Source organism: Micromonospora marincola, from assembly GCF_056150385.1.
Genome location: NZ_JAXCFT010000016.1, coordinates 1 through 25,084 on the forward strand (window position 1 = coordinate 1; position 25,084 = coordinate 25,084).

Consider the following 25,084-nt stretch of genomic DNA (forward strand, 5'->3'; position numbering starts at 1 on the left):
CCGCTCGAGTACCCCGAAGGGCCTTTCCGCTCGACTTGCATGTGTTAAGCACGCCGCCAGCGTTCGTCCTGAGCCAGGATCAAACTCTCCAACAAAAACCTTTGCTGGACACAATGTCCTGACAACAAACAAATGTTGCCAAAGGAATCCCCACCAGACAGACCATCAAAGGCCCGACCAGCCGGGGGTATAAAACAATTGGCACTGGCTTATCAAGCACCCTGTTGAGTTCTCAAAGAACAACCACACACCAACCAGAGGCCCTACACCGTAGAACCCCCGTTTGGGGCAACCTCTCGAACTTACCCGAGTCGAATTTCGCTGTCAACCTCGCATTCGAGGTGATCAACTTGGCTCGAATCGACCCACGCTGACGCTCACCGTTTCCGGCGGTCGTTGCTGTCGTGGTTTGCGGCGGACCGGCCGGCGCCGCTTTCGCAGCCACCCGCCCGGCTCCCTGCCGGCTATCGAACTCTACCCGGCCGGCTTCGCATTCGCAACCCCGTGTCTCCGGAGTCTTCCCGCACCACCCGAATCCTCAGCCTGGCTCGGCGTGACCGCCACCAACCTGGTGCCCGTTCTCGGCCGGTTTGCCCGGCCTCCCGCGTGCAGAGAGAAAGTTACGCGGAGCGGCCCGGGAAGGCAAATCAATGATCGTCATTGAATGTCGACGAGCCGTCCGGCGGAAAGGAACCGTCGGGGAGGTCCGCGCCGGGGTGTCGCCGTGCCAGAGTGGTCCGCATGGCTGACGTGTCACAGCTCCCGGCGCTGGCCGAGGAGACTCTGCTCGGTCTCCTGCTGCCGTTCTGGCAGTTGGTCATCGGGGCCTTCGTGCTCGCCGTGCTGGTGCTGTCGGTGGGACGCCTCGTCCGGCGCGGCCCCTCCCGGATGACCACCGCGCTGCTGATCACCGCCGCGGCGATCGCCGGCTTCACCGTGGTGGGTGTCCTGCTGGAGACCTGACCGGCTCAGAGCCGGCGGTTCGCGAGGCTGGGCAGCTCCGCGCGGATGGTCCGGAGCCGATCGAGGTCCACCTCGGCGACGGCCAGCCCGGGGCCGTCGGCGACCTGGCTCACCACCGTCCCCCACGGGTCCACCACCATGCTCCGCCCGAAGCAGGTCCGCCCCGGATCGTGGTCGCCGGTCTGCCCGGCCGCCGCCACGAAGCACTGGTTCTCGATCGCCCTCGCCCGGAGCAGCACCTCCCAGTGGTCCCGGCCGGTGTGCATCATGAACGCGGCCGGCACGACCAGCAACTCGGCGCCGCCGTCGACGGCGAGCTGCCGGTAGAGCTCGGGGAACCGCAGGTCGTAACAGATCGACAGACCGACCCGGAGACCCTCCACCTCCACCACCACCGGCTTCTCCCCCGGCGCGACAGTGGCCGACTCCTGGTAGGAGACACGGCCGGGGATCTCCACGTCGTACAGGTGGATCTTCCGATAAGCGGCGGCGAGCGCGCCCTCGCGGTCGAAGACAAGCGAGGTGTTCCAGGTGTGCGCCGGGTCCGGACCGGCCTCGTGGAACGAGCCCGCGATCACCCAGAGGCCGAGCCGGCGGGCGGTCTCGGCGAAGAACCGCCCCACCTCGCCGTCGACCGGTTCGGCCGGTGGCATCCGGTCGGCGCGGCCGAGGTAATCGACGTACTCGGGAAGGAGGGCGAGGTCGGCGCCGGCCGCCGCGGCCCGGACCAGCAGGGCCTCGGCGGCGGCGAGGTTCGCCGCCCGATCGTCACGGGCGTTGAGCTGGCAGACGGCGACGCGCATGACATCGAGGGTACGGGCGCGGGCGGCCGGATGACAGGCTCAGACGCTGGCCAGGACGAGCGCGGCGGCGGCGAAGCCGAGCCCGGCCAACTGGACCGGTCGCAGCCGCTCCCGGTCGACGGCGAGCGCGAGCAGGACGGTGCTCGCCGGGTAGAGGGAGGCGATGGCTGCCACCACGCTGAGGTGGCCGCGCCCGGCCGCGGCGAGGAAGAGCGCGTTCGCCGCGGAGTCGAGCAGGCCGGCGGCGGCGGCCCAGCCGAGCACCCGCCGGCCCATGCGCAGACGCGCGCCGCTGCGGGCGGCCAGCGCGAGGCCGAACGCGATGGAGCTGACGCGGACCGCGAGCACCGGCCACATTCCGGCGCTCTCGTCGGCCTGGCCGAGCAGGGCGAAGAAGATGCCGAAGAGCAGGCCCGCGGCGAGCGCCATGCCGATCACGCGACCGGAGACGCGGCCGGCGCCACCGCGCTCCCCCAGGCTGACGAGCGCGATCGCCACCACGGCGAGCCCGGCGCCGCCGAGCGCGACGGCGCCGGGGGAGTCGGCGAGGACCAGGCCGACGACGATCGGCACCACCGCGGCGGTGATCGCGGTGACCGGGGCCACGACCGACATGACGCCGGTGGCCAGCGCACGGTAGAGGAGCATGACGCCGGCCGCGCCGGCCACCCCGGCGAGCAGACCCCATGCCAGATCGGCGCGGCCCGGAGAGCCGGGTACGACGAGCACGAGAACGATCAGCAGCGGCAGGCTGAGCAACTGGGACACCACGGTCACGGCGATCGGGTCGGCGTGCCGGGACGCCTTGCCGCCGGAGAAGTCAGCCGTGCCGAATGCGATCGCGGACACCGCCGCGAGCACAATGGGAAGCATCCCGTAGTCGTACCATAATAGTGACCGTGAAGGACAGTATGATGACCGACACCGGTGGACGGGTGGGCGCGGTGACCGCCGCGGTCGCCCAGCAGGTACGCGAGCTACGGGCATCCCGCGGCTGGTCCTTCGAGGAGCTGGCCGGCCGGTCCGGCGTCAGCAAGGGCATGCTGGTGCAGATCGAGGGCGGGCGGACCAATCCGAGCATCGGCACGCTCTGCCGGGTCGCCGACGCGTTCGGCGTCAGCATCGCCCGCCTGCTGGAGCCGGCCGAGGAAGCCACGGTGCGGGTGACCCCGGCGGACGAGGCGCCGGTGCTGTGGCGCGGCGAGCACGGCGGCGCGGCGCGTCTGCTCAGCGGCCTCGGCGAGCCCGACCTGGTCGAGCTCTGGGACTGGCGGATGCGCCCCGGGGAGGCGCTTCGCTCCGCCGACCACGCACACGGCACCCGGGAGGTCCTGCACGTGCTGGACGGCGTCGTCACGGTCACCGTCGACGGTGTCGACCACCAGGTCGGCGCCGGCGAGACGGTGGAGTTCCACGCCGACCGGGACCACGGCTACCGCGCGGCCGGCGACGAGCCGGTGCGCCTGATGATGGTGGTGGTCACCCCGTCGGGCGAGTGGGACCGACGAACCCGGTCACGCGGACCGCGCCCGAGCTGACCCGGGCGCGGTCGCGAGGACGATCAGGCCGACTTCTCCTCGCGGTCCCGGCGGCGCCGGCCGGTGAACTCGCGGGGCACGATCGTCGGATTGACGTTCTCCAGGACGGCCTCGCGGGTGATCAGCACCCGGGCGGCGTCGGGGTTGCTCGGCACCTCGTACATCACGGAGAGGAGCACCTCTTCCATGATGGCCCGCAGGCCGCGGGCGCCGGTGCCGCGGAGCATGGCCTGGTCGGCGATGGCTTCCAACGCCGGCTGCTCGAACTCCAGCTCGACGCCGTCGAGCTCGAACAGGCGCTGGTATTGCCGGACCAACGCGTTGCGCGGCTCGGTGAGGATCTGGACCAGGGCGCCGCGGTCGAGGCTGCGCACGTTGGTGATCACCGGGAGCCGGCCGATGAACTCGGGGATCAACCCGAACTTCAACATGTCTTCCGGCATGACCTGGCTGAAGATGTCGTCGGTGGACCGCTCCGACACCGACCGGAGCCGGGCGCCGAAGCCGGTGCCGCCGGAGCCGGTGCGGGCCTCGATGATCTGGTCGAGGCCGGCGAACGCGCCACCGCAGATGAACAGCACGTTCGTGGTGTCGATCTGGATGAACTCCTGGTGCGGGTGCTTCCGGCCGCCCTGCGGCGGCACGTTGGAGACCGTGCCCTCAAGCATCTTGAGCAGCGCCTGCTGCACACCCTCGCCGGAGACGTCCCGGGTGATCGACGGATTCTCCGACTTGCGGGCGATCTTGTCGACCTCGTCGATGTAGATGATGCCGGTCTCGGCGCGCTTGATGTCGTAGTCGGCGGCCTGGATCAGCTTGAGGAGGATGTTCTCCACGTCCTCGCCGACGTAGCCCGCCTCGGTGAGCGCGGTGGCGTCGGCGATCGCGAACGGGACGTTGAGCATCCGGGCCAGGGTCTGCGCCAGGTGGGTCTTGCCACAGCCGGTGGGGCCGAGCAGCAGGATGTTGGACTTGGCCAGCTCCACGCCGTCGCTGCCGGAGCCGGGGGCGCCGGCCGCCTCGGCCTGGATCCGCTTGTAGTGGTTGTAGACCGCGACGGCGAGCGCCTTCTTGGCCTGCTCCTGACCGACGACGTAGTTGTCGAGGAACTGGCAGATCTCCATCGGCTTGGGAAGCTCTTCCCACTTCACCTCGCCGGACTCGGCCAGCTCCTCCTCGATGATCTCGTTGCAGAGATCGATGCACTCGTCGCAGATGTAGACCCCGGGGCCCGCGATGAGCTTCTTGACCTGCTTCTGTGACTTGCCACAGAAGGAGCATTTCAGTAGGTCGCCGCCGTCACCGATCCGTGCCACCTACGTTCTCCCTGCACTCATCGGCCGAAGCGCCGGCCCTGACCTGCGAGCGCCTCGGCGCCCGTCCGTCCTGTCGTCTCACCATGCTGCCGGATCCACCGATCCGACCCCGGAGCGGTACAGACCCGACGTTACCCGGTGGCCGGGTTTTCTCCGACCCCCAAAACGGGTGTGTCAGAGGCCGGCCGGGAACAGCGCCCCGACCGACCTCCGAACCACCAAGTGCTCAGCCCGCGGCGTGAGTCGCCAGCAGACCCTTCTTGCGGCTGGTCAGAATGGTGTCGACCAGCCCGTAGTCCTTCGACTCCTCGGCCGTCATGATCTTGTCACGGTCGATGTCCTTCCGGACCTGCTCGATCGGCCGGTTGCAGTGTCGGGACAGCATGTCCTCCAACTGCGTCCGCATCCGCAGGATCTCCCGGGCCTGGATCTCGATGTCCGAGCCCTGCCCGTAGCCGCCCTCGGTGGCCGGCTGGTGGATGATGATCCGGGAGTTCGGCAGCGCCATCCGCTTGCCCGGGGTGCCCGCGGCGAGCAGCACCGCCGCCGCGCTGGCCGCCTGCCCGAGGCAGACGGTCTGGATGTCCGGCCGGACGTACTGCATGGTGTCGTAGATCGCCGTCATGGCGGTGAAGGACCCGCCCGGCGAGTTGATGTACATGATGATGTCGCGGTCCGGGTCGGTGCCCTCAAGCGTCAGCAGCTGGGCCATCACGTCGTTCGCCGACGCGTCGTCCACCTGGACCCCGAGGAAGATGATCCGGTCCTCGAAGAGCTTGTTGTAGGGATTCGACTCCTTCATCCCGTACGACGTGCGCTCGACGAACGACGGCAGGACGTAACGGTTGTGCACGGCCGCGAACTGGGGCGGCAGGCTCAGGTCGGTCATCGTCAGCTCCTCGATCAGCTCAGGGTCCCGGCGCCATCCGGAACCTGCGCGGCCCCGATGATCACCTTGTCGATGAAGCCGTAGTCCATGGCCTCCTGGGCGGTGAACCAGCGGTCACGGTCCGAGTCCGCCTCGATCTGGGCCTGGCTCTGGCCGGTGTGGTGCGCGACCCGTTCCTGGAACATCCGCTTGGTGTAGAGCATCTGCTCGGCCTGGATCGCGATGTCCGACGCGGTGCCGCCGAGGCCGCCCGAGGGCTGGTGCATCATGATCCGCGCGTGCGGCAGGGCGTAGCGCTTGCCCTTGGTGCCCGCGCACAGCAGCAGCTGGCCCATGGAGGCGGCCATGCCCATCGCCACGGTGGACACGTCGTTGTCGATGTATTGCATGGTGTCGTAGATCGCCATGCCGGAGTAGACCGAGCCACCCGGCGAGTTGATCCAGAGGAAGATGTCGCGGTCCGGGTCCTCCGCCGCGAGCAGCAGGAGCTGCGCGCAGATGCGGTTGGCCACCTGGTCGTTCACCTCGCTGCCGAGGAAGATGATCCGTTCCTTGAGCAACCGGTTGTAGACCGAGTCGTCGAGGTTGCCAATGGAGTCGCCACCGCGGGCCTCGATCGCCCGGAGCGGCTTCTTGGGGATGTGCATGTCGGTCATGGCAGCCCTTCGCTCTCCGTACCGTCCTGTCCGACACTAACCGCTCGCCCTCCGGGCGCACTCCCGGTCGGGGCACTGTTCGCTCTCAGCGCAGTCACCCGTTCGGCGTACCCCGGAAAGGGTTTCGGCCGCCGCCCGGCGCGCAGCGCGGGACGGCGGCCGTCACCGGAACGATCAGTGCTGGTGGTCGTGCTCGGCCTCGTTCTGGTCCCGCAGGGCGTCGAGGGAGACCTCGTTGCCCGCGGAGTCCTTGATCTTGATCTTCTCCATCACCGCGGCAAGCGCCTTGCCCCGACGGACGTCGCCGAAGACGGCCGCCGCGGCGCCGGAGCGGGCGAGCTGGTCGTAGTACTGCTGCGGAGCCATCCCGGCGCGCTGCGCCCGGTGCACGATCTCGTGCCCGAACTCGTCGTCGGAGACCTGCACGTCCTCGGCGTCGGCGAGCGTGTCGAGCAGAAGCTGGATCTTGACGCCGTCGGTCGCGGCCTCGGTCAGCTCGGTGTCGATCTGCTCCTCGGTCTTCTCCTCCGCGGCGAGGTATTCCTCCAGGGAGGCGCCGATGCGCTCGAGCTGGTCGACCATCGCGGCCTTGCGGCTCTCCACCTCGTCCTTGACGACGCCCTCCGGCGCCGGCACGTCGGCGGCGGCCACCAGCTGCTCGAGGGCCTTGTCGCGGGCGGCGTAGATCTGCTCGACCTGCTTGCCCCGGGTGACCCGCTCCCGCAGGTCGGCGCGAAGCTCCTCGATCGTGTCGAACTCGCTTGCCATCTGCGCGAAGTCGTCGTCGAGCTCGGGGAGCTCCTTCTCCTTGACCGTGCGGACGGTCACCGCCACGTCGGCGTCCCGGCCGGCGTAGTCGCCGCCCACGAGCTGCGTGGTGAAGGTGGTGCTGTCGCCGGCGGCCAGGCCGACGAGCGCCTCGTCCAGGCCCGGCAGGAGCTGCTTGCTGCCCACCTCGTGGGAGATGTTGCTCGCCGAACCGCCGGGCACGTCCTCGCCGTCGACCGTGGCGTTCAGGTCGATCTGGACGAAGTCGCCCTCCTGGGCGGCCCGCTCGACGGTCTTCAGCGTGGCGAACCGCTCACGCAGGCTGCTGACCTGCTCGTCGATCTCGCTGTCGGCGATCTCGATCTCGTCGACGGTCACCTCGATGGTGGCCGGGTCCGGCAGGATGATCTCCGGGCGGACGTCGACCTCGGCGGTGAAGTTGAGCGAGTCGCCGTCGTTGAACTCGGTGATGTCGACCTCGGGACGGCCGAGCGTCTTGAGGTCGTGCTCCCGGACCGCGGCGAGGATGTTCTGCGGGATGGCCTCCTGGATCGCCTCATTGAGGACGGCCCCCCGGCCCACCCGCTGGTCGATCACCGCGCTGGGAATCTTGCCCCGGCGGAAGCCGGGAACCTGGACCTGCTGGCCGATCTCCCGGTACGCCTTCTTGAGGCTCGGCTCGAGCTCGACGAACGGCACCTCGATGGCGAGCCGCACGCGCGTCGGGCTCAGAGTCTCGACGGTGCTCTTCACAGGCGTACTCCTTGACGGATCTGGGTGTTGAGATCTGGGGCGTGATTGCGCGCATCGAGTGTAGGCGAGTCGGGCTGCGGCGTCGGCAGCGCCCGGGCACCGCGCGGAGAAACCGGCGGTTCCCGGGACGATCCGGTCGCGAACGACAGTCGGGGTGGCGGGATTTGAACCCACGGCCCCTCGCTCCCAAAGCGAGTGCGCTACCAAGCTGCGCCACACCCCGTGGCGACGAAGAGTGTATGCCGTCCGGGCCCGCGCGTGGGTGACCGGGGCGCGCGGCGGGCTTCGCGCCGCGCGCGGGCCGTGGACAGGCCCTGCGTGGATCTTGGGGGGCCGCCGGGCCGCGTGGGGTACGCGCTGCGCGGCCGGCACGGGGATTCGGTACGCTGTCGCATGCGCCCCGCTGCTGGGGGGTGCTCGCGGGCGTAGCTCAATGGTAGAGCTTCAGTCTTCCAAACTGACTACGCGGGTTCGATTCCCGTCGCCCGCTCCACCAGCACGCGCAGGGTGTCCGCGCCCGGGGCGCCAGCGCGGTCGGTGAGCCACACCCGGGCATACCCGACGACCGCGGCGGCCTGATCGTCCGACAACTCCCGTTGCAGCAACGGCTGGAGCACGTACCGCGCCCCGGGCATGCCGGCGTGCACGGCCAGCCACGCCAACGCGTGCCGGACGACCACGGCGGCCTGCTCATCCGACAGCTCGCGTCGCAGCGTCGGCTGTAGCACGAAGCCGGCGCCGGGGGTGGCGGCGTGAGTGGTGAGCCACGCCAGCGCGTGCCGGACGACCGAACCGCCCTGATCGTCCGGCAGTTCCCGTTGCAGCAACGGCTGCAACACGAACCGCGCTCCCGGCGTGACCGCGTGGGCGGCCAGCCACGCCGACGCGTATCCGACGGCCTTGACGCCCTGGTCATCCGGCAACTCCCGTTGCAGCAACGGCTGCAACACGAACCGCGCCCCGGGCGTGACCGCATGGACGGCCAGCCACGCCAGCGCGTACCGGACGACGGAAACGCCCTGCTCGTCGCGGGGCGGTCGTTGCAGCAGGGGTCGCAACACGAACCGCGCGCCGGCGATGGCAGCGTGCGCCGCGAGCCACGCCAGGGCGTGCCGGACGACGGTGCCGGCCTGCTCGCCGGAGAGCGGACGTCGGAGCAGCGGTTGCAGCACGAAGCTGGCGTTGAGCGTGCCGGCGTGCGCGGTGAGCCACACCAACGCGTGCCCGACGACGGTGCCGGCCTGCTCGCCGGGCAGCTCACGTTGCAGCAACGGACGCAGCACGAAGCCGGCGTTGAGAGTGCCGGCGTGCGCGGTGAGCCACGCCAACGCGTGCCCGACGACCGTGGTGACCTGGTCATCGATCAGCTCGTGTTGCAGCAACGGTTGCAGCACGAAGCCGGCGTCGACATTGTCGGCGTGCTCGGTGAGCCAGGTCAGAGCAGCCCGGACGGTTGCGCCGGCCTGATCGCCGGACAGCCCACGATCAAGCAACGGGCGCAGCACGTACTGCGCGTCGAGGGCGGCGGCGTGGACGGTGAGCCACGCCGAGGTGTACCTGACGACGGCGTTGACCTGCCAGTCGGGCAGTGGACATTGCAGCAACGGTTGCAGCACGAAGCCGGCGTTGCGGGTGGCGACGTGCTCGGTGAGCCACGCCAGCGCGTGCCGGACGACCGTGGCGGCCTGCCCGTCCGGCAGCCCACATTGCAGCAACGGACGCAACACGAAGCCGGCATCGACGTTGCCGGCATAGTCGGTGAGCCACGCCAGCGCGTGCCGGACGACCGTGGCGGCCTGCCCGTCGGGCAACTCGCGTTGCAGCAAGGGACGCAACACGAAGCCGGCATCGACGTTGTCGGCATAGTCGGTGAGCCACGCCAGGGCGTGCTGGACGATGCTTGCGGCCTGCCCGTCGGGCAGCCCGCGTTGAAGCAGCGGGCGCAGCACGTACTGCGCGTCGAGGTTGGCGGCGTGGACGGTGAGCCACACCAGGGCGTGCCGGACGGCCGGGCCGGCCTGCTCCTCGGGCAGCTCGCGTTGCAGCAACGGACGCAGCACGAACTGCGCGTCGAGGGTGGCGGCATGGTGGGTGAGCCACACCGTCGCCTGCCGGACGACAGTCGCGGCCTGGCCGTCGGGCAGCCCACGTTGCAGCAACGGACGCAGCACGAAGCCGGCGTCGACGTTGTCGGCGTAGGCGCTGAGCCAGGCCAGAGCATGCCCGACGACCAGGGCGGCGTGCCCGTCGGACAACTCACGATCCAGCAGCGCGCGCAGCACGTACTGCGCGTCGAGAGTGGTCGCGTGATCGTCGAGCCAGGCCACGGCGTTCCGGACGACGACGCTGTTCTGCTCGCCGGACATCTCACGATCCAGCAGCGAGCGCAGCACGAACCGCGCGTTGAAGGTGGCCGCGTGATCATTGAGCCACGCCAGAGCGTGCCGGACGGCGGCGCCCGCCTGCTCGCCCGACAATTCACGGCCCAGCAGCGGGCACAGCACGAAGCCGGCATCGAGAGCGGCGGCGTGATCGTCGAGCCAGGCCATGGCGTGCCGGACGACGACGCCCGCCTGCTCGCCCGACAACTCGTGACCGAGCAGCGACTGGAGCACGAACCGCGCGTTGAAGGTGGCCGCGTGATCGTCGAGCCACGCCATGGCATGGCGGACGACGACGCCCGCCTGCTCGCCCGACAACTCGCGATCAAGCAGTGACTGGAGCACGAACTGCGCGTTCAGAGTGGTGGCATGGTCGTCGAGCCACGCCAGGGCCCGCCGTACGACGACTCTGGCCTGCTCGTCGGAGAGGTCCCGTTGCAGCAGGGGGCGCAGGACGAAGGTGGCTTCCACCCGGTGGTGGACCGCGAGCCACTCGATCGACTCGCGCACCAACCGATCGTCGGACACCGAGGCCCGCAGGCCCTTGTAGAGCAGGTGGCGGGCGGAGAACGTCCGTGCGTGCACCGCCAGCCACGGCGCCACGACGGTGTCCCACCTGCCGAACGCGACGGGCGACCACGAGGGGTTGTCCATCACCGCGCCGAGCGCGTACGCCCCCTCGTCCTGTTGCTCGGCGAGCAGCGCGCCCACCTCCTGCTCGTGGCCCTCCAGCCAGTGTCGGCAGTAGTCCTGCAACGGGCCGGCCCGTTTCTCCAACATGAGGTCGCGCATCAACCGGCCGAGGTTTGTGGCGTACCTCCCGATCGTCCGGCCGCGGGTCAGCGAGGCGGACAGGATCCGGTCGGCGACCGCGGAGCGCACAGTCCTACTGCCGGGTCGGTGGAAGGTGCTGTCCGTCAGCTGGTCCGTGACGATGTCGTGCACGGTCGTGTACTCGCCGGAACTGGGCACCAGCCAGCCCATCGTGAGCAGGATGCCGAGCAGGTGATCCGCCCGCTCGGTGTCGCCCCCCGCGACGCGGCCCCCGCAGGCGATCAGGCTCGTCCGCTCCTGCGGGGCGGCGATCGCCATGGCGACACACGTCTGTAGCTCCACACTCGGGTCGGGGTCGCTGATCAGGCTCACCGCCTGCGGGAGCAGGCCGTCTTCGCGCAGCCGCCGGTTCAGCCAGTCGACAAGCTCCCCGGGACGCACGCTGGGAAGCGCGCGATTGAGGGTCCCCGCCTTCGCGCGCGCTTCCGCCTCGATGGCGACGAGCATGGCGATGATCGGCCGGCTGCCGCAGAGCTCCAGAAGGCGCTCCTCGCCCAGCACGCTCAGCGCGGTCGGGGACAGCGAGGTCACCACCTGCTGGCGGATCCTGGCCGCCTGCTGGTCGTCCGGAGCCAGGCGGACGAGGTCGAACAGCGGAGTGAGCTCGGCCGCCGTCTGAAGCTGCCAACCCGGCCGCGCGGAAGCCAGCAACGCCACGCGTGCGCCGTGGCGCCTGGCCTCCGGCAGCACCTGCTGACGGAGCCCCGGCAGGTCGAGGCCCCGGCACTCGTTGAGGTAGTCGAGGATCACCAGAGTCCGTTCGCCGCCCACGCACTGCAGCGCCTCCGCGACATCGGCGTTTGTGACAAGCGGCTCACCGGACTTCACGTGCAGGACGGTCCACCCGTCCTTCTCCGCCCGCATGCCCACCTCGAAGCAGGTGCGCGTCTTCCCGGCCCCGGCGGCCCCGACCAGGAGCACGCCCGATCGTCCGGCCGACTCGCTCAGCCGCTCCAGCAGACGGTCGGGATGCGTGGGCGCCGTGGCGTCCATCGGCGGCACGAAGGGCAGACACTCCTCCTGCAGGTTGCGCAAGAGCCCGTCCAGGCCGGCCACCTCGTCCGCGTGCGGGACGATTCCCGGCGGGAGTTGCGGGTCGTCGTCCTGGCCCTTGGCGGTGAGGCGGACGATGCCGTCCGGGGCGACTCCGACCCAGTTGCCGAACACGCCGTCCTGCGCGAGTGCGCTGACACGCACCGCCTCCAGGCGGCCCGGCCCGAAGCCGTGCGGGTCGGCGACCACCACCCCGAGTACGACACGGCCGTCACCGCTGAGCAGGGCGGCGCCCGACTGGCCGGCCCAACCCGACCGCGCTCCGGTGGACGTGGCCACCCGCTCGTGCGGCGGAGTGAGAAGGCTGTTGAGCGCATACCGGTCCCGCTCGACCCCGGTGCCGGGCGCCACCAGCCACGTGTGCTCCTCGACCCCGCTCCGCCCGTCGGCGCCCACGCTGGCCAACGGGTAGCCGACCGTGAGGCACTCGACGGGTTGCGGGCCGACGAGTTCCCCGTACCGGGTGGCGAGGGTGGACGCGGGCCAGCCGGCCTGCGGCACCTGGACCAGCGCGGCGTCCAGGTTGAGGTGGTCCGCCCGCCACACCACGGCGCCGTCGCGTTCGTCAGCTCCGTGCACCCGCACCCGGCAGGGCGCGCCAAGCGGGCCGACCACATGGCCGGCGGTGAGCACCAGATCGCGGCCGACCACATATCCGGAACCACGCCGCGCCCCCCGCACCAGAGCCAGGCGAGAGATGTGCGAGGCGACCGACTGCATCCCCGATGTCCCCCGGTCGGCTCAGCTGTCGTCGCCGATGAGAGTCTCCCCGGACGTCGGTAGCAGGGTGTCCCTCGGCTTGAGGGTGAGAGTCATCCGATGCGTGGCCGTGTTCGTGTGCTTGCGTCCACCGCCGACCGACAGCACGCGCCACAGGGTGAGCTTGCCGGAGGCGTCACGGGCGGCGTCGACCACCAGTTCCAACTCGAGCTCGATCTGGTCGACCGCGAACCGGATCTGGGAGTCGGCGCCGTCGGCTAGTGCCTCCGTGAGCTCGGAGCGGAGCAGCCCGATCGCGGCCGACAGGGAAACGCCGTACTCATCCATCAGGACGGTGCCGTCGTCCACGAAATACCTCCGTGTCTGGGTGGCCCACGTGTAGTCGCAAAGGGTATCGGCCCGGCCCAGCTCCGAGACGCCGTCGGCGATGCACGAAACGGCGCAGACAGCCAGAAATAGGCCAGTTGGTGAGGCGGCGGGGTCGGCAACACGACAACCGTGACCACCAGGTTCGGCTCCGACGAGCCGGCCACCCGTTTCCCGCCCGGGACGCGGGCCGGCGAGCGCGACGGCGCGGGCTGCGTACGATGCGGGACCGGACAAGCCCTCGTCGGGTGGAGGTAGCAAGGATGTCAGGCCAGCGGGACGGTCTCGCCCTGGGCGTGGACCTCGGCACCTCGAACACGGTGGCGGTGCTGCGCCGGCCGGACGGGACCACCCGGCCGGTGCTCGTGGACGGCCAGCCGATCCTGCCGTCCGGGGTGTACGCCGACACCGACGGCCACCTGCACGTCGGGCGGGACGCCCAGCGGCTGGCCCAGGCCGACCCGGTCGGCTACGAGCCGAACCCGAAGCGCCGGATCGACGAGCCGGCCGTCGAGCTGGCCGGGCGGGCGTACCGGCCGGCGGAGCTGCTGGCCGCGGCGCTGCGGGCGGTCGCGGACGCGGCGGTGGCCTCGGTCGGCCTGCTGCCCCCGGCGGTGGTGACCCACCCGGCGGCCTGGGACGCGCCCCGGCGGCAGGTCCTGCACGACGCGCTGGAACTCGCCGGCTGGCCGGCGGCGGCCGAGCACACGCTCGCCGGTCCGATCGCGCCCGGCACCCGTCTGCTGCGCGAGCCGGTGGCCGCGGCCCGCTACTACACCCAGGTGCTGCGCCGGCCGGTGCCGGTGGGCGGCGCGGTGGCGGTGTTCGACTTCGGCGGCGGCACGCTCGACGTGGCCGTGCTCCGCAACGAGGGCGCCGACCCGTGGGGCGACTCCGGGTTCCACCTCGTCGCCACCGGCGGGATCGCCGACCTCGGCGGGCTCGACCTGGACGCGGCCCTGCTCGGGCGGCTCGGCGAGCTGGTCGCGCCGGCCCACCCCCGGCAGTGGGCCCGGCTGGCCGAGCCGGCGGCCACCGCCGACCGGCGGGACCGGCAGCAGCTCTGGGACAACGTGCGCGGCGCGAAGGAGATGCTGTCCCGGGCCACTGTCGCGCCGGTGGCCGTACCGGGCGTCGAGGCGGCGTTCCCGTTGACCCGGGCGGACTTCGAGCGCCTAGCCGCGCCGCTGCTCGCGCGCGCGGTCGCCGAGACCCGGAACGTGACCGCCGCCGCCGGTCTGCGCCCGGAGCAGCTCTCCGGCCTCTTCCTGGTCGGCGGATCGACCCGGGTGCCGCTCGTGGCCCGGCTGCTCCACGCCGAGCTGGGCATCGCGCCGACCGTCCTGGAACAGCCGGAGCTACCGGTCGCCGAGGGCGCGCTTACCGACCTGCCGCTGCCCCGCCGGACCGGCCGGCCCGCCGTACCGCCGCAACCCGCGCGCACGCCGGCAGAACCCCAAGGACCACCGGCGCACGCCGACGCGAACGACACGGTGGCCGAGCCGGCCGGCCCGGTCGGCGGGGAGACGACCCTGGCCCATGCGACGCCCGGCCCGACCCGGGAGGACCGGGCCGCGGCGTTCGGCCCGCACGGCACGGCCGCGGACGCGGCGACCACCGCACCCGGCGGCCCGCACGGCACGCTCGTCGCCGACCCGGCCCGCCCCACCCCACCCGGGTACGCCCCGACCTCCGCACCGCCCGCCCCCACCCCGCCCGGGTACGCCGCGGCGTCGACACCGCCCGCGTACGCGCCGGGGTACGCCGCTCCCGGCGTACCCCCGGGTTGGTCCGGATCGCCGGCCGGTCCCGGCGTGCCCGGATCACCGGCTGTGGCACCGCCGGACGGCGGTGGCCGGCCGGGACGGAGCCGGCGGGGTCGCTGGATCGCGCTGGGCGCCGGTCTGACCGTGGTCGGCCTGGTGGCCGCGACGCTGCTCTGGGTGTTCCGGGACCGGCACCCGGCGCTGGACTTCCACTCGCCGGAGCTGGTCAAGAGCATCGCCGCGGGCGCCGAGCGGCCGGACGGGATGTTCACCGCGACGCTTGCCGACCGCGCCTACCTGGCCTGGTCGCTGCCGGACGGCAGGCTGAACGTGGTGGCGGTGGACCCGGCCACCGGTCGGAAGATCTGGGAGAGGCCGACCCCGGCGAGCGCCGACCGGTGGGCCGGGATCCGGGCGCTGCCCGACGGGGTAGCCGTCCTCGCCGACGCCTCCGGCTCCAGCACGCCCCGGCCCCTGCTGGTGCTCGACGGCGGCAGCGGTGACCAGCGGTGGGCCGTCGACATCCACGGCGACGACGAGATCTTCCCCGGCGACGGGACGCTTGTCTGGGTGGACCGCGCCGGCAACCGGCTGGTCGGGCTGCGGCTGGACGACGGCCGGCCGCGGTGGACGCGGGACAACCCGCGCACCGAGTACGGCGACGCGCGGACCGTCGTGGTGCCGGTCGGCACCGGCGCGGCGCTTGACGGCGCCGGCTACCCGGACGGCTCGCCGCGCGCGCCGTGGTCGGGCAGCGCGGACCGGCTGGTGCAGGTGGGCGCGGACCGGTCGGTACGGGTGCTGGCCATGAAGGACGGGAAGATCCTGCACAGCCGGGGCAACGTGGCCGACCTCGACGACCCGGTGGCCGCGCGCGACGACCGGCTGTACGTGGCGGAGAACGGCCGGGGCCTGCGGCTCGTCTCCTACGATCTCGGCGCCCTCGGCGTGCCCGACGTGCTGTACGAGGCGACCGAGGCCGGCAGCCGGGCGCAGGCGCTTGTCAGCTGCGGCGAGCACCGCGCCTGCCTGCTTGTGGTGCCAAGCGCCGGCGCGGACGACGCCCGGGTGGTGGTGGCCACCGAGGGCGAGGACAGCCGGACCTGGCCGGCGCCACGGACGCGGCGGCTGGTGCCGCTCGGCGACCACCTGCTCGCCGAGCGGGACACCCCACGGGACGCGGTGACGCTGTTCGCGCCGGACGGCACGGTCACGTTGCGCGACCGCGACGGCGTGGCGGTCCGGCTGGACGCCGGCAACCTGCTGCTGTTCGACAAGGAGCCGAGCGGCTACGAGGACGACCGCGTCCTGGCCGGGCTCGCGGTGGACGGCAAGCCGTACGAGATGGGGAAGGTGACGCAGATCCGCAGCGAGTCCTGCTCCTGGAACACGTCGATGCTTGTGTGCGGCGCGGAGAAGGAGTTCCGGCTGTACCGGTTCGCCGGGTGACCGCCCGGCCGAGACCCGGTTACCGCTCACCCCCACGGGCGACGGATGAACCGGGCCGGGCCGGGTAATGCCAGCGCCATCCTGGTGGAGTGACGGCCGGCGTCGCGGCGTACCGCGACCGGGCGCGCGGGCGGGCGGCACCACGCCGACCCGCCCGCCGCCACGCGGCTCAGTTGCCGGTGACCCAGTTCCAGGCCGAGACCACCCACTCGGTCTGCTGGAGGTAGGCCACGCCCACGCCGGCCAGGAACAACGCGGTGATCATGTGCGCGCCGCGGGCGCTGCGGCGCACCCGGCCGAGCTGCCGTTCCAGGACCAGCCGGCCGAGCAGCCGCACCAGCGCGAACACCCCGACGGCGGTGAGCAGGCTCAGCACGAACGTGAGCAGCGGCGCGATCAGGTTGCCCCGGCCGGAGATCGCCCAGATGCCCCAGCAGACGAACGCGAACAGGGCGCCCGCGGCGCTCCACTCCCCGCCCCGCCGGGCCTGCGCGAGATGCCAGCTCATCGACCGGCGCGGCGCCTGCTCACCGGCCCAGTCGCCGTGCTCCAGCGTGGGAAACGGCTCGGTGCGGGGCGTGCGCGGCTGGCCGACCGCCGCCACCCCGCGCTGGAACGCGTCCCGCTGCCCGGGCGCCACACCCGGCTGGGGCGGCACCTCCACGGTGCGCTCCGCCCACGGTTGTGTCTGGTCCGCCATCTTCCGTCCTCCCCCTCGACCGACGTCGGCCTCGGTTCCGAGGGTAGCCACCCCGCAAATAGGGTGCCGACCCCCACGGTGGTGGGGTAGACACGTGCGATGACCGACGCGGTGGTGCCCCGGGCCGAGGACTTCGACGAGATCGCCGCGCTGCTGGCTCTGGCCTTCCACGGTGACGTCGACCCGGAGGTGCAGGAGGTCGAACGCCCGATCTTCGAGCCGGAACGCTCGCTGCTGATCCGCGACGGCGGGGCCGCTGTCGCGCACGCCGCCGCGTTCGGCCGCGACCTGACCGTGCCCGGGGCGACCGTTCCGGCCGCGCACGTGTCAATGGTCGCGGTCGCGCCCACGCACCGCCGGCGCGGCCTGCTCACCGGGCTGATGCGGCGGCAACTGCGCGAGAGCCGCGACGCCGGCCGCGAGCCGGTCGCGGTGCTCTGGGCCAGCGAGGGCCGCATCTACCCCCGGTTCGGCTACGGCTCGGCGGCGCAGCGGCTGGTGCTTACCGCCGACACCACCGGGCTGCGGCTGCCCGCCCCGACGTCCGCCGAGGGCACGCTCCGCCTGGACCGACCGGCCGCGCACCGGCACGAACTGGCCCGGCTGTACGAGCGGGCGCGCGCCGACCGCCCCGGCTGGTCCCGCCGGGACGAGCGCTGGTGGGCGTACGTCCTGGCGGACGTGAAGAGCCGGCGGGACGGCGCCACCGAGCGCCGGGTGCTGCTGCACGACGGCCCGGACGGGCTCGACGGGTACGCGCTCTACCGGACGAAGGAGGGGTGGAGCGGCGACGTGCCCCGGGGCGAGGTGCGGGTCGACGAGGTGCTGGCGGTCACCCCGGAGGCGTCCCTGGCGCTGTGGCGGCTGCTGCTCTCGGTCGACCTGACCCGGCGGTTGTCCTTCCCGACCGCCGCCGTGGACGAGCCGCTGCTGCGCCTGGTGGACGAGCCCCGACAGCTCGCCCCGCAGCTCGCCGACGCGCTCTGGGTGCGGGTGGTGGACGTGCCGGCGGCGCTCGCCGCCCGCCGCTACGCCGCCGACGTCGACGTGGTGATCGAGGTCACCGACGAGCTGCTGCCGGAGAACAGCGGGCGGTGGCGGCTGGTCGGTGGGCCGGCCGGGGCGGAGTGCACGGCCACCACCGGGCCGGCGGGGTTGGCCTGCGACGTCCGCGCTCTCGGCGAGCTCTACCTGGGCGGCGTCACCCCGGCCGCGCTGGCCGCCACCGGCCGGGTCCGTGAGCTGCTCCCGAACACGCTGACCGCCACCACCCCGGCCTTCACCTGGCACCGCGCCCCCTCCCCCATGGAGGTCTTCTGACCGCCCTCCGGGCTCACGCCGGTGATCTGCGACTGAAGGTCGTCAGGCTCATGAGATCCGGCTGGGCGGCCGGCCGGCGCCCCTGCGACCGCCTGAGGGCCGGGGCCGGGGCCGGGGCCGGGGTCGGGGTCGGGGTCGGGGTCGGGGTCGGGGCCGGGGTCGAGGTCGGGGGTGATCATGAAGTTGGCGGTGCGATTCGTCTGGATCGTTCCCGCCAACTTCATGATCGGCCGGTGCGGCGGGGCGGATGGTGGGCGGATGGTGGGCGGGCGATCGGGCCGTGGGGCGGTACGGTCGGGGGGTGGGTGAGGCGGAGCGACGGCGACGGCGGCTGCGGCATCACGGCGAGGCGAGCGAGCCCGCCGGCGCCGCCGACAACGCCCGTCTGCCCGGCGCCGCCGACAACGCCCGTGCGCCCGGCGCTGGTGGCAACGCCGGGGAGACGAGCGCGAGCACGGCCGAGGTGCACGACGACGTCGCGCCCAGACCCCCACGCGGCGCCCGACGCGCCGAGCCGGAGCCGCCGGAACGCGGCAGGCGTGGCGCCCCGTCCGCCGACGAGGGCGAACGGGGACTGCGGGGCCTCGTCGGTTCGGGATCGTCACAGGTGAGCGTGACCGCCGCGATGCGGGCCCGGGACGCCGCCCGCCCAAGCGAGGACGACCTCGCCGAGGCGGAACAACGGGTGGTGCTCGTCCGCCGCAACTGGGTGCCCCGCGAGGAACTTCCACGCGGCAATCGCTGAGCGGCGCGCCAGGCGGCACTTTGCGGCACAGGGCACTTTGCGGCACACGGCGCCTTGCGGCACACGGCGCCTTGCGTCAGGCGGGCGCAGGGGCACGGCACGCGGCAACCCGCGCCACAAGCACGGGCGCCCAGGCGCAAGCAGCGCGCCCACGCGCAAGCAGGCGCGACCAGACGCAAGCGGCGCGCCCACGCGCAAGCACGCCCGCCCACACGCAAGCGGGCGCGTCAGGCGGGCAGCTCGGGCAGCCGGCGGCTCTTCTCGTAGTCGGCCACCTGGGCGATCCGCCGGCTGTGCCGCGGGTTACCGGAGAACGCGGTGGTCAGGAACGCCTCGACCAGGGCGGTGGCCTCGTCAAGCGTGTGCTGCCGCGCCCCGAGCGCGATGACGTTGGCGTCGTTGTGCTCGCGGGAGAGCTGCGCGGTGTCGACGTTCCAGGCGAGCGCCGCCCGGACCCCGGCCACCTTGTTCGCGGCGATCTGCTCGCCGTTGCCGGAGCCACCGATCACCACGCCGAGGCTGCCCGGGTCGCCGACCACACGATCGCCGGTGTGCAGGCAGAACGCCGGGTAGTCGTCGTCCGGGTCGAAGGTGCGCGGACCCACGTCCACCACCTCGTAGCCCTGTTTGGCCAGGTGATTGGCCAGGTGCACCTTCAGCTCGAAACCGGCGTGGTCGGATCCCAGGTAGACGCGCATACCGCGCAGTCTGACAGGCCCGCCTCCAAGCCGACGCCCGGGCAGCGACCCGGAGGCGGATTCGTCACACGCCGATCAACGGGGGATCTCGGCCACCACCAGGCCGGCCCGCGCCTTCGGGGTGAACCAGGTGCTCTTGCGCGGCATCTTCTCCCGGGCCAGGTTGACCGCGACGAAGTCGTCCACGGTCACCGGCGCCACCAGCACGGCCAGCTCGGCCCGGCCGGCGTCGACCTCACCGGTGAGCCAGCTCGCCGGGTAGTCGCCGCCGACGTACGTGATCCGCTTGTCGCCCGGGTCGAGGCCCAGCGCGTCGCGCAGCAGCAACCGCTCGACGAGCGCGTGGTCGAGGTTCTCCAGCCGGCCGTCGCCCGTCTGCGGCAGCGTCACCGCGTACCCGGCGCCGGCGAGGTGGAGGTGGACGGTGCCGCCGGTGGCCGGGACCTCGACCGGGCCGGCGGCCGGGGTGACCTCGGCGCCCGCGGCGCGGAGCCGGTCGAGCAGCTCGTCCGGGGTGGTGGTCAGCTCGCTGACCAGCCGGTTGTAGGGCTGGATGGCTACCGACGCGGGCGTGGTGACCACCGCGAGGAAGCGGGGGAAACCGCCGGTCTGCGCGGCCAGGCTGCGGTGGTTGCCGTCCGCGACCACCAGCTCGCCGCCGCCGGCCAGCGCGGTCAGCTCGTCCTGCGCCGGGCCCGGGCCGACCAGCCAGATCGCGTGCGTACGGCCGGACTGGTCGAGGTCGGTCGCGGCGGGCGCGCCCGCCGCCTCGGTGGCCGCCGCGAGCGCCGCGTGCAGCTCGTCGCCGCGCCCGGTCTGGAGCAGGAGTACGGGTGAGAGCAGGTGACCGAGCGCCTCGGCCAGCGCGACGCGCTCCCGCACCTTCGCGATGAACACGTCCTCGTTGCGGATCACCAGGCCGGGCTCGTCGGCGCGGGTGGAGATCTGGTCGGTGTCGACCATCGCCCACAGCCCGTACGCGCTCTCCTCCCCCGGCGCGCTGATCCGGTAGAGCACCACGACCTGCTCGGCCGGGGTGTAGCTGCCGTCCGCCTTCGCCTCGGTGAGGCGGGCCACCGCGTCCGGGAGCGCTTCGAGGAACGAACTCCCGAGGCTGCCCGGCGCCCGGTGGGGCATCTCGATGCCCAGGGCACTGTGCGGGTTCGCCTCGACGATGGCGGTGATCTCCGCGTCGTCGGCGAACTCGTCGTAGTTCTGCGCGCCGGTGCCGCCAGTGGTGATCCAGGCCCGGGCGATCGGATGCACGACCGTCATGCCCGCTGACGCTACCCGCGCCCGCCCCGCCCTCACCGCCGGACTCACTCCCTCTCACTGAGTGAAAGGAGGGGCCCCCTCTTAACGCTTCCGGTAGAGGAGGGGGCCCCGCTTAACAGCCGGGCGAATCAGGCGGTGACGTTGCGGTGCCGGCCGGCGGCGGGCGAGCGACGGGCCGGCACGGCCGGGCGGGAGCCGGCGTGAAGACGTACCGTCGTCACCCCGGGAGTGGCCGGGTCGGCGCCGCCGGGTGGGGTGATGCGGGAGGTGGCCACCACCCGGGCCACGCCGACCACGATCGGCGGGGCCAGCAGGTCGGCCAGCTCGGGCGCGCCGGAGGGCCAGCCGCCCTCGGCCACCGACCAGTACGTCGCACCGGAGTCCTCGGCCGCCGACGGCGGCACGTCGTCGGACAGACGGCGGTGCTTACCCATGAGTACGCCTCCCGGAGCTGCCGTGGCGCGGCCACGGTCGGGCCGCCGGCTGGAACACCCGGTGAAACGAGCCCCGCACCGGCCCGGTGACGGGGCGGTGCGGGGCTCGGCACGCGGATGCGGGGTGCGTGGGGTTGTTAAGCGGGGCCCCCTCCTCTACCGAAAGCGTTAAGAGGGGGCCCCTCCTTACACGTCAGTCGAAGATGGGGTCCTGGGTGCGGGTGCGCTTCAGCTCGTAGAAGCCGGGGGTGGCGGAGACCAGCAGTACGCCGTCCCACAGGCGGCCGGCCGCCTCGCCCTTGGGCGCCGGCGTGATCACCGGGCCGAAGAAGGCGACCTGCCCGGTGCCGTCCGGGCCCGGGGCGTGGACCACGGGGGTGCCCACCTCGGTGCCGACCGGCCGCATGCCGGCCTCGTGGCTGGCCCGCAGCGCGTCGTCGTACTCGGTCGACTCGGCGGCGTCGGCGAGCGCCGGGTCCAGCCCGACGTCGGTGAGCGCGCCCACGAGCATGTCCCGACCCAACTCCTCCTTTCCGAGGTGGATCCGGTTGCCCATCGCGGTGTAGAGCTTCGCCAACGTCTCGGCGCCGTGCGCCTGCTCGACGGCGATGCACACCCGCACCGGGCCCCAGCCCTTGGCCAACAGGTTCTGGTAGAACTCCGGCACATCCCGGCCCTCATTGAGCACGGACAGGCTCATCACGTGGAAGCGGATGTCCACGTCCCGCACCTGCTCGACCTCAAGCAGCCAGCGGGAGGTGATCCACGCCCACGGGCACAGCGGGTCGAACCACATGTCCGCGGTGACACGATCGGTCACGGTGTCGTCCCTTCACGTCATTTCCGCGCCGGAACCCCGACGCCTTCACCTTCCGATCCTCACCCCGCGCCGCATCGACCGGTAGCGGAATGAGAGCGTGACCTCGACCACCGAATGCGGTGCGTGCATGGAAGACTCGGTTCTCGGCGGGCCGTCACGAGCGGACCCGGCAGAGACCGGTGCCGCGGGGCGCGGCGAGACGAGTGGGATGGAGACGAACAGTGCCGGGAGTGCGCAACCTGACCCAGGTCGAGGCGACCGAGCGGGCCCGCCTGCTCGAGGTGACCGGGTACGACATCAGCCTTGACCTGTCGACCGCGGTGCAGCCCACCGGTCGCACGTTCCGTTCGGTGACCGAGGTCCGGTTCCGCTGCGCCGAGCCGGGAGCGACCACCTTCATCGAGGCGGCTGCCGACTCGGTGCGCTCGGCCACGCTCAACGGCGAGCCGGTCGACCTGTCCGACTGGTCCGCCGAGAAGGGCCTGACGCTTCCCGGCCTCGCCGCCGAGAACGTCCTCGTGGTCGACGCCGACTTCGGCTACTCGAACAGCGGGCAGGGCCTGCACCGCACCGTCGACCCGGTCGACGGCGAGACCTACCTCTACAGCCAGTTCGAGACCGCCGACGCGCAGCGGGTCTTCGCCTGCTTCGACCAGCCGGACCTGAAGAGCGTCTACACCTGGCACGCCACCGTCGCCGACCACTGGAAGGTCGTGTCGAACATGCCGGTGGCCCGCGAGGAGGCCGCCGATGAGGGTCTGAAGACGCTGCACTTCGCCGTGTCCGAGCGGATGAGCACCTACATCACCGCGCTCTGCGCCGGGCCGTACCACGAGGTGCGCCACACCCACGACGGCATCGACATGGGCTACTTCTGCCGGGCCAGCATGGCGCCCCACATGGACGCGGACGACCTGCACCTGATCACCACGCAGGGCTTCGACTTCTTCCAGGAGAAGTTCGGGGTGCGCTACCCGCTGCCCAAGTACGACCAGCTCTGGGTGCCGGACTTCAACGCCGGCGCGATGGAGAACTTCGGCTGCGTCACGCACGCCGAGTCGCACTACATCTTCCGCTCGCAGGTCACCGACTTCGAGTACGAGCAGCGCGCCAACACGATCCTGCACGAGCTGGCGCACATGTGGTTCGGCGACCTGGTCACCATGCGCTGGTGGAACGATCTGTGGTTGAACGAGTCGTTCGCCGAGTGGGCCAGCCACTGGTGCAACACCCACGCCACCCGCTTCACCGACGCCTGGACGACGTTCCTGTCCATCCGGAAGAACTGGGGCTACCGGCAGGACCAGCTCTCCTCCACCCACCCGGTCTACTGCGAGATGCCGGACCTGGAGGCCGTCGAGGTCAACTTCGACGGCATCACGTACGCCAAGGGCGCCAGCGTGCTCAAGCAGCTCGTCGCGTACGTGGGCGAGGAGCCGTTCCTGGCCGGTCTGCGGGCCTACTTCGGCAAGCACGCCTGGGGCAACGCCACCTTCGACGACCTGCTCTCCGAGTTGGAGGCGGCCTCCGGCCGGGAGCTGCGCAAGTTCGCCGCCCAGTGGCTGGAGACCGCGCAGGTCAACATGCTGCGCCCGGAGGTGACCATCGGCGCGGACGGCGCGTACGAGCGGGTGGTGGTCCGGCAGGAGGCGCCGGCCGGGCATCCGACGCTGCGGACCCACCGGATCGGCGTGGGCCTCTACGACCTGACCGACGGCCGGCTGGTCCGCCGGGAGCTGGTCGAGGTGGACGTGACAGGCGAGCTGACCGAGCTGTCCGCGCTGCACGGTAAGCCCGCCGCCGACGTGCTGCTGCTCAACGACGAGGACCTCACCTACACCAAGCTGCGGCTGGACGAGCGGTCCATGTCGACGGTGGTGCAGCACATCGCCGGCTTCGACTCGTCGCTGGCCCGGGCGCTGTGCTGGACGGCCGCATGGGACATGACCCGCGACGCCGAGCTGTCGGCCCGCGACTACGTGGCGCTGGTGCTGGCCGGGCTGACCGCCGAGACCGACATCAACCTGGTCACCGCCACGCTGCGGCAGGCGACCACCGCGCTCACCTTCTACGCCGACCCGGCGTGGGCGCCGACCGGCTGGGCCGACGTGGCCCGCACCGCGCGGACCGCGCTCGCCGCGGCCGAGCCGGGCAGCGGGTTCCAGCTCGCCTGGGCCCGGGCGTACGCCTCGTCGGCCCGTTCCAGCGAGGACCTGGCGACGCTGCGCGGCTGGCTGGACGGCAGCGGGGTGCCGGACGGGCTGACCGTCGACACCGAGCTGCGCTGGATGGTGTTGCAGTCGCTTGTCGCCAACGGCGCGGCCGGGGCCGCCGAGCTGGACGCCGAGCTGGCGAACGACCGCACCGCGAGCGGCGAGCGGGAGGCCGCGTACGGGTACGCGCTGGTGCCGACGGAGGCGAACAAGGCCGCGGTGTGGGCGCAGCTCACCGGCCCGGAGGCGCTGCCCAACTGGCGCAACCGGGCGCTGTTGCAGGGGTTGACCCACCCGGCGCAGGTGGAGCTGACCGCGCCCTACCGGGAGCGCTACTTCGACGTGGTGGACCAGGTCTGGGCGCAGCGGGACAGCGAGCCGGCGCAGGAGTTCGTGCAGCTCGCCTACCCGTCGTACCTGGTCGACGAGGACACGGTCGCGGCCACCGACGCCTGGCTGGCCCGCGACGGCCAGCCGGCGTCGCTGCGCCGCCTGGTGGCCGAGGGCCGCGACGGCGTGGTCCGCGCGCTCAAGGCCCGCGAGCGGGACACCCGAAGCGCCTGACCAGGGGTACGCCGGCCGGGGCCGGCGTGGGCGCGGGCCCGCGCCGGCCCCGGCCGTTTA

Annotated in this window: 19 protein-coding genes, 2 tRNA genes and 1 rRNA gene; 7 read left to right on the top strand and 15 right to left on the bottom strand. The window is 72.2% G+C overall.

Annotation, left to right across the window (positions count from 1 at the left end; genetic code table 11):
* Positions 1-95 (bottom strand): 16S ribosomal RNA (locus SM450_RS24855); the annotation flags it as partial.
* Positions 96-741: 646 nt separating this feature from the next.
* On the opposite strand from SM450_RS24855, the gene SM450_RS24860 reads away from it, so the two are divergent.
* The gene (locus tag SM450_RS24860; RefSeq protein WP_474622186.1) at positions 742-963 is read left to right on the top strand and encodes a hypothetical protein; all 222 of its coding nucleotides are present in this window, start codon (positions 742-744) and stop codon (positions 961-963) included.
* Positions 964-968: 5 nt separating this feature from the next.
* Here SM450_RS24860 and SM450_RS24865 read toward each other — a convergent pair whose 3' ends face one another.
* Both SM450_RS24865 and SM450_RS24870 read right to left on the bottom strand, forming a co-directional pair.
* Positions 969-1,766 carry a carbon-nitrogen hydrolase family protein gene (locus SM450_RS24865; protein ID WP_282284132.1) on the bottom strand — a complete coding sequence of 266 codons (798 nt, stop codon included), beginning with the start codon at positions 1,764-1,766 and terminating at the stop codon, positions 969-971.
* A gap of 39 nt (positions 1,767-1,805) precedes the next feature.
* Positions 1,806-2,639 (bottom strand): EamA family transporter, encoded by an 834-nt coding sequence (locus SM450_RS24870; protein ID WP_474622187.1) that lies wholly within the window; start codon positions 2,637-2,639, stop codon positions 1,806-1,808.
* Positions 2,640-2,665: 26 nt separating this feature from the next.
* Between SM450_RS24870 and SM450_RS24875 the strand changes: the two genes are divergently transcribed.
* Positions 2,666-3,304, top strand: a complete 639-nt coding sequence (locus SM450_RS24875) for a cupin domain-containing protein (RefSeq protein ID WP_474622188.1) — start codon at positions 2,666-2,668, stop codon at positions 3,302-3,304.
* Positions 3,305-3,327: 23 nt separating this feature from the next.
* Here SM450_RS24875 and clpX read toward each other — a convergent pair whose 3' ends face one another.
* The 5 genes from clpX to SM450_RS24900 all read right to left on the bottom strand — a co-directional run bounded on the left by clpX (position 3,328) and on the right by SM450_RS24900 (position 7,909).
* Positions 3,328-4,620, bottom strand: a complete 1,293-nt coding sequence (clpX, locus tag SM450_RS24880; RefSeq protein ID WP_474622189.1) for an ATP-dependent Clp protease ATP-binding subunit ClpX — start codon at positions 4,618-4,620, stop codon at positions 3,328-3,330.
* A 226-nt stretch (positions 4,621-4,846) separates the two neighbouring features.
* Positions 4,847-5,509 carry an ATP-dependent Clp protease proteolytic subunit gene (locus SM450_RS24885; RefSeq protein ID WP_281587072.1) on the bottom strand — a complete coding sequence of 221 codons (663 nt, stop codon included), beginning with the start codon at positions 5,507-5,509 and terminating at the stop codon, positions 4,847-4,849.
* 14 nt (positions 5,510-5,523) lie between these two features.
* Positions 5,524-6,165: an ATP-dependent Clp protease proteolytic subunit gene (locus SM450_RS24890; protein WP_474622190.1), complete on the bottom strand. Its 642-nt coding sequence runs from the start codon at positions 6,163-6,165 to the stop codon at positions 5,524-5,526.
* 174 nt (positions 6,166-6,339) lie between these two features.
* Positions 6,340-7,686, bottom strand: coding sequence for a trigger factor (gene tig / locus SM450_RS24895; RefSeq protein ID WP_474622191.1), 1,347 nt, complete (start codon positions 7,684-7,686; stop codon positions 6,340-6,342).
* Between the two features lie 149 nt (positions 7,687-7,835).
* Positions 7,836-7,909 (bottom strand) — tRNA-Pro (locus SM450_RS24900).
* A gap of 196 nt (positions 7,910-8,105) precedes the next feature.
* On the opposite strand from SM450_RS24900, the gene SM450_RS24905 reads away from it, so the two are divergent.
* A tRNA-Gly gene (locus SM450_RS24905) sits at positions 8,106-8,179 on the top strand.
* Here SM450_RS24905 and SM450_RS24910 read toward each other — a convergent pair.
* On the bottom strand, positions 8,148-12,635 hold the full coding sequence (locus SM450_RS24910; protein WP_474622192.1) for a serine protease: 4,488 nt from the start codon (positions 12,633-12,635) through the stop codon (positions 8,148-8,150). The genes SM450_RS24905 and SM450_RS24910 overlap by 32 nt on opposite strands.
* 60 nt (positions 12,636-12,695) lie before the next feature.
* Complete coding sequence (locus SM450_RS24915) at positions 12,696-13,022, bottom strand: trypco2 family protein (protein WP_474622193.1); 327 nt, start codon at positions 13,020-13,022, stop codon at positions 12,696-12,698.
* Positions 13,023-13,303: 281 nt separating this feature from the next.
* On the opposite strand from SM450_RS24915, the gene SM450_RS24920 reads away from it, so the two are divergent.
* Positions 13,304-16,255, top strand: coding sequence for an Hsp70 family protein (locus SM450_RS24920; protein WP_474622194.1), 2,952 nt, complete (start codon positions 13,304-13,306; stop codon positions 16,253-16,255).
* A 169-nt stretch (positions 16,256-16,424) separates the two neighbouring features.
* Here SM450_RS24920 and SM450_RS24925 read toward each other — a convergent pair whose 3' ends face one another.
* Positions 16,425-16,955: a hypothetical protein gene (locus SM450_RS24925; protein ID WP_474622195.1), complete on the bottom strand. Its 531-nt coding sequence runs from the start codon at positions 16,953-16,955 to the stop codon at positions 16,425-16,427.
* Positions 16,956-17,054: 99 nt separating this feature from the next.
* Between SM450_RS24925 and SM450_RS24930 the strand changes: the two genes are divergently transcribed.
* Entirely contained in the window at positions 17,055-18,275 is a 1,221-nt protein-coding gene (locus tag SM450_RS24930) for a GNAT family N-acetyltransferase (protein ID WP_474622196.1), read from the top strand.
* A 301-nt stretch (positions 18,276-18,576) separates the two neighbouring features.
* Positions 18,577-19,020: a hypothetical protein gene (locus SM450_RS24935; protein ID WP_474622197.1), complete on the top strand. Its 444-nt coding sequence runs from the start codon at positions 18,577-18,579 to the stop codon at positions 19,018-19,020.
* A 227-nt stretch (positions 19,021-19,247) separates the two neighbouring features.
* On the opposite strand, the gene SM450_RS24940 is transcribed toward SM450_RS24935, so the two are convergent.
* The 4 genes from SM450_RS24940 to SM450_RS24955 all read right to left on the bottom strand — a co-directional run bounded on the left by SM450_RS24940 (position 19,248) and on the right by SM450_RS24955 (position 22,247).
* Entirely contained in the window at positions 19,248-19,718 is a 471-nt protein-coding gene (locus SM450_RS24940; RefSeq protein ID WP_474622198.1) for a ribose-5-phosphate isomerase, read from the bottom strand.
* 75 nt (positions 19,719-19,793) lie between these two features.
* Positions 19,794-20,993, bottom strand: coding sequence for a DUF1015 family protein (locus SM450_RS24945; RefSeq protein ID WP_474622199.1), 1,200 nt, complete (start codon positions 20,991-20,993; stop codon positions 19,794-19,796).
* A gap of 128 nt (positions 20,994-21,121) precedes the next feature.
* A complete protein-coding gene (locus SM450_RS24950; RefSeq protein ID WP_474622200.1) occupies positions 21,122-21,427 on the bottom strand; it encodes a hypothetical protein in 306 nt (101 codons plus the stop codon).
* Positions 21,428-21,620: 193 nt separating this feature from the next.
* Entirely contained in the window at positions 21,621-22,247 is a 627-nt protein-coding gene (locus SM450_RS24955; protein ID WP_474622201.1) for a mycothiol-dependent nitroreductase Rv2466c family protein, read from the bottom strand.
* 230 nt (positions 22,248-22,477) lie between these two features.
* Here SM450_RS24955 and pepN point away from each other — a divergent pair, with 230 nt between their 5' ends.
* A complete protein-coding gene (pepN, locus tag SM450_RS24960) occupies positions 22,478-25,024 on the top strand; it encodes an aminopeptidase N (protein ID WP_474622202.1) in 2,547 nt (848 codons plus the stop codon).
* Positions 25,025-25,084: the final 60 nt, after the last annotated feature.

Bases quoted from the DNA above. Each gene is read 5' to 3' on its own strand.
- SM450_RS24860 (WP_474622186.1), top strand. From the start codon at position 742: ATGGCTGACGTGTCACAGCTCCCGGCGCTGGCCGAGGAGACTCTGCTC.
- SM450_RS24865 (WP_282284132.1), bottom strand. From the start codon at position 1,766: ATGCGCGTCGCCGTCTGCCAGCTCAACGCCCGTGACGATCGGGCGGCG.
- SM450_RS24870 (WP_474622187.1), bottom strand. From the start codon at position 2,639: ATGCTTCCCATTGTGCTCGCGGCGGTGTCCGCGATCGCATTCGGCACG.
- SM450_RS24885 (WP_281587072.1), bottom strand. From the start codon at position 5,509: ATGACCGACCTGAGCCTGCCGCCCCAGTTCGCGGCCGTGCACAACCGT.
- SM450_RS24890 (WP_474622190.1), bottom strand. From the start codon at position 6,165: ATGACCGACATGCACATCCCCAAGAAGCCGCTCCGGGCGATCGAGGCC.
- SM450_RS24920 (WP_474622194.1), top strand. From the start codon at position 13,304: ATGTCAGGCCAGCGGGACGGTCTCGCCCTGGGCGTGGACCTCGGCACC.
- SM450_RS24925 (WP_474622195.1), bottom strand. From the start codon at position 16,955: ATGGCGGACCAGACACAACCGTGGGCGGAGCGCACCGTGGAGGTGCCG.
- SM450_RS24930 (WP_474622196.1), top strand. From the start codon at position 17,055: ATGACCGACGCGGTGGTGCCCCGGGCCGAGGACTTCGACGAGATCGCC.
- SM450_RS24940 (WP_474622198.1), bottom strand. From the start codon at position 19,718: ATGCGCGTCTACCTGGGATCCGACCACGCCGGTTTCGAGCTGAAGGTG.
- SM450_RS24945 (WP_474622199.1), bottom strand. From the start codon at position 20,993: ATGACGGTCGTGCATCCGATCGCCCGGGCCTGGATCACCACTGGCGGC.
- SM450_RS24950 (WP_474622200.1), bottom strand. From the start codon at position 21,427: ATGGGTAAGCACCGCCGTCTGTCCGACGACGTGCCGCCGTCGGCGGCC.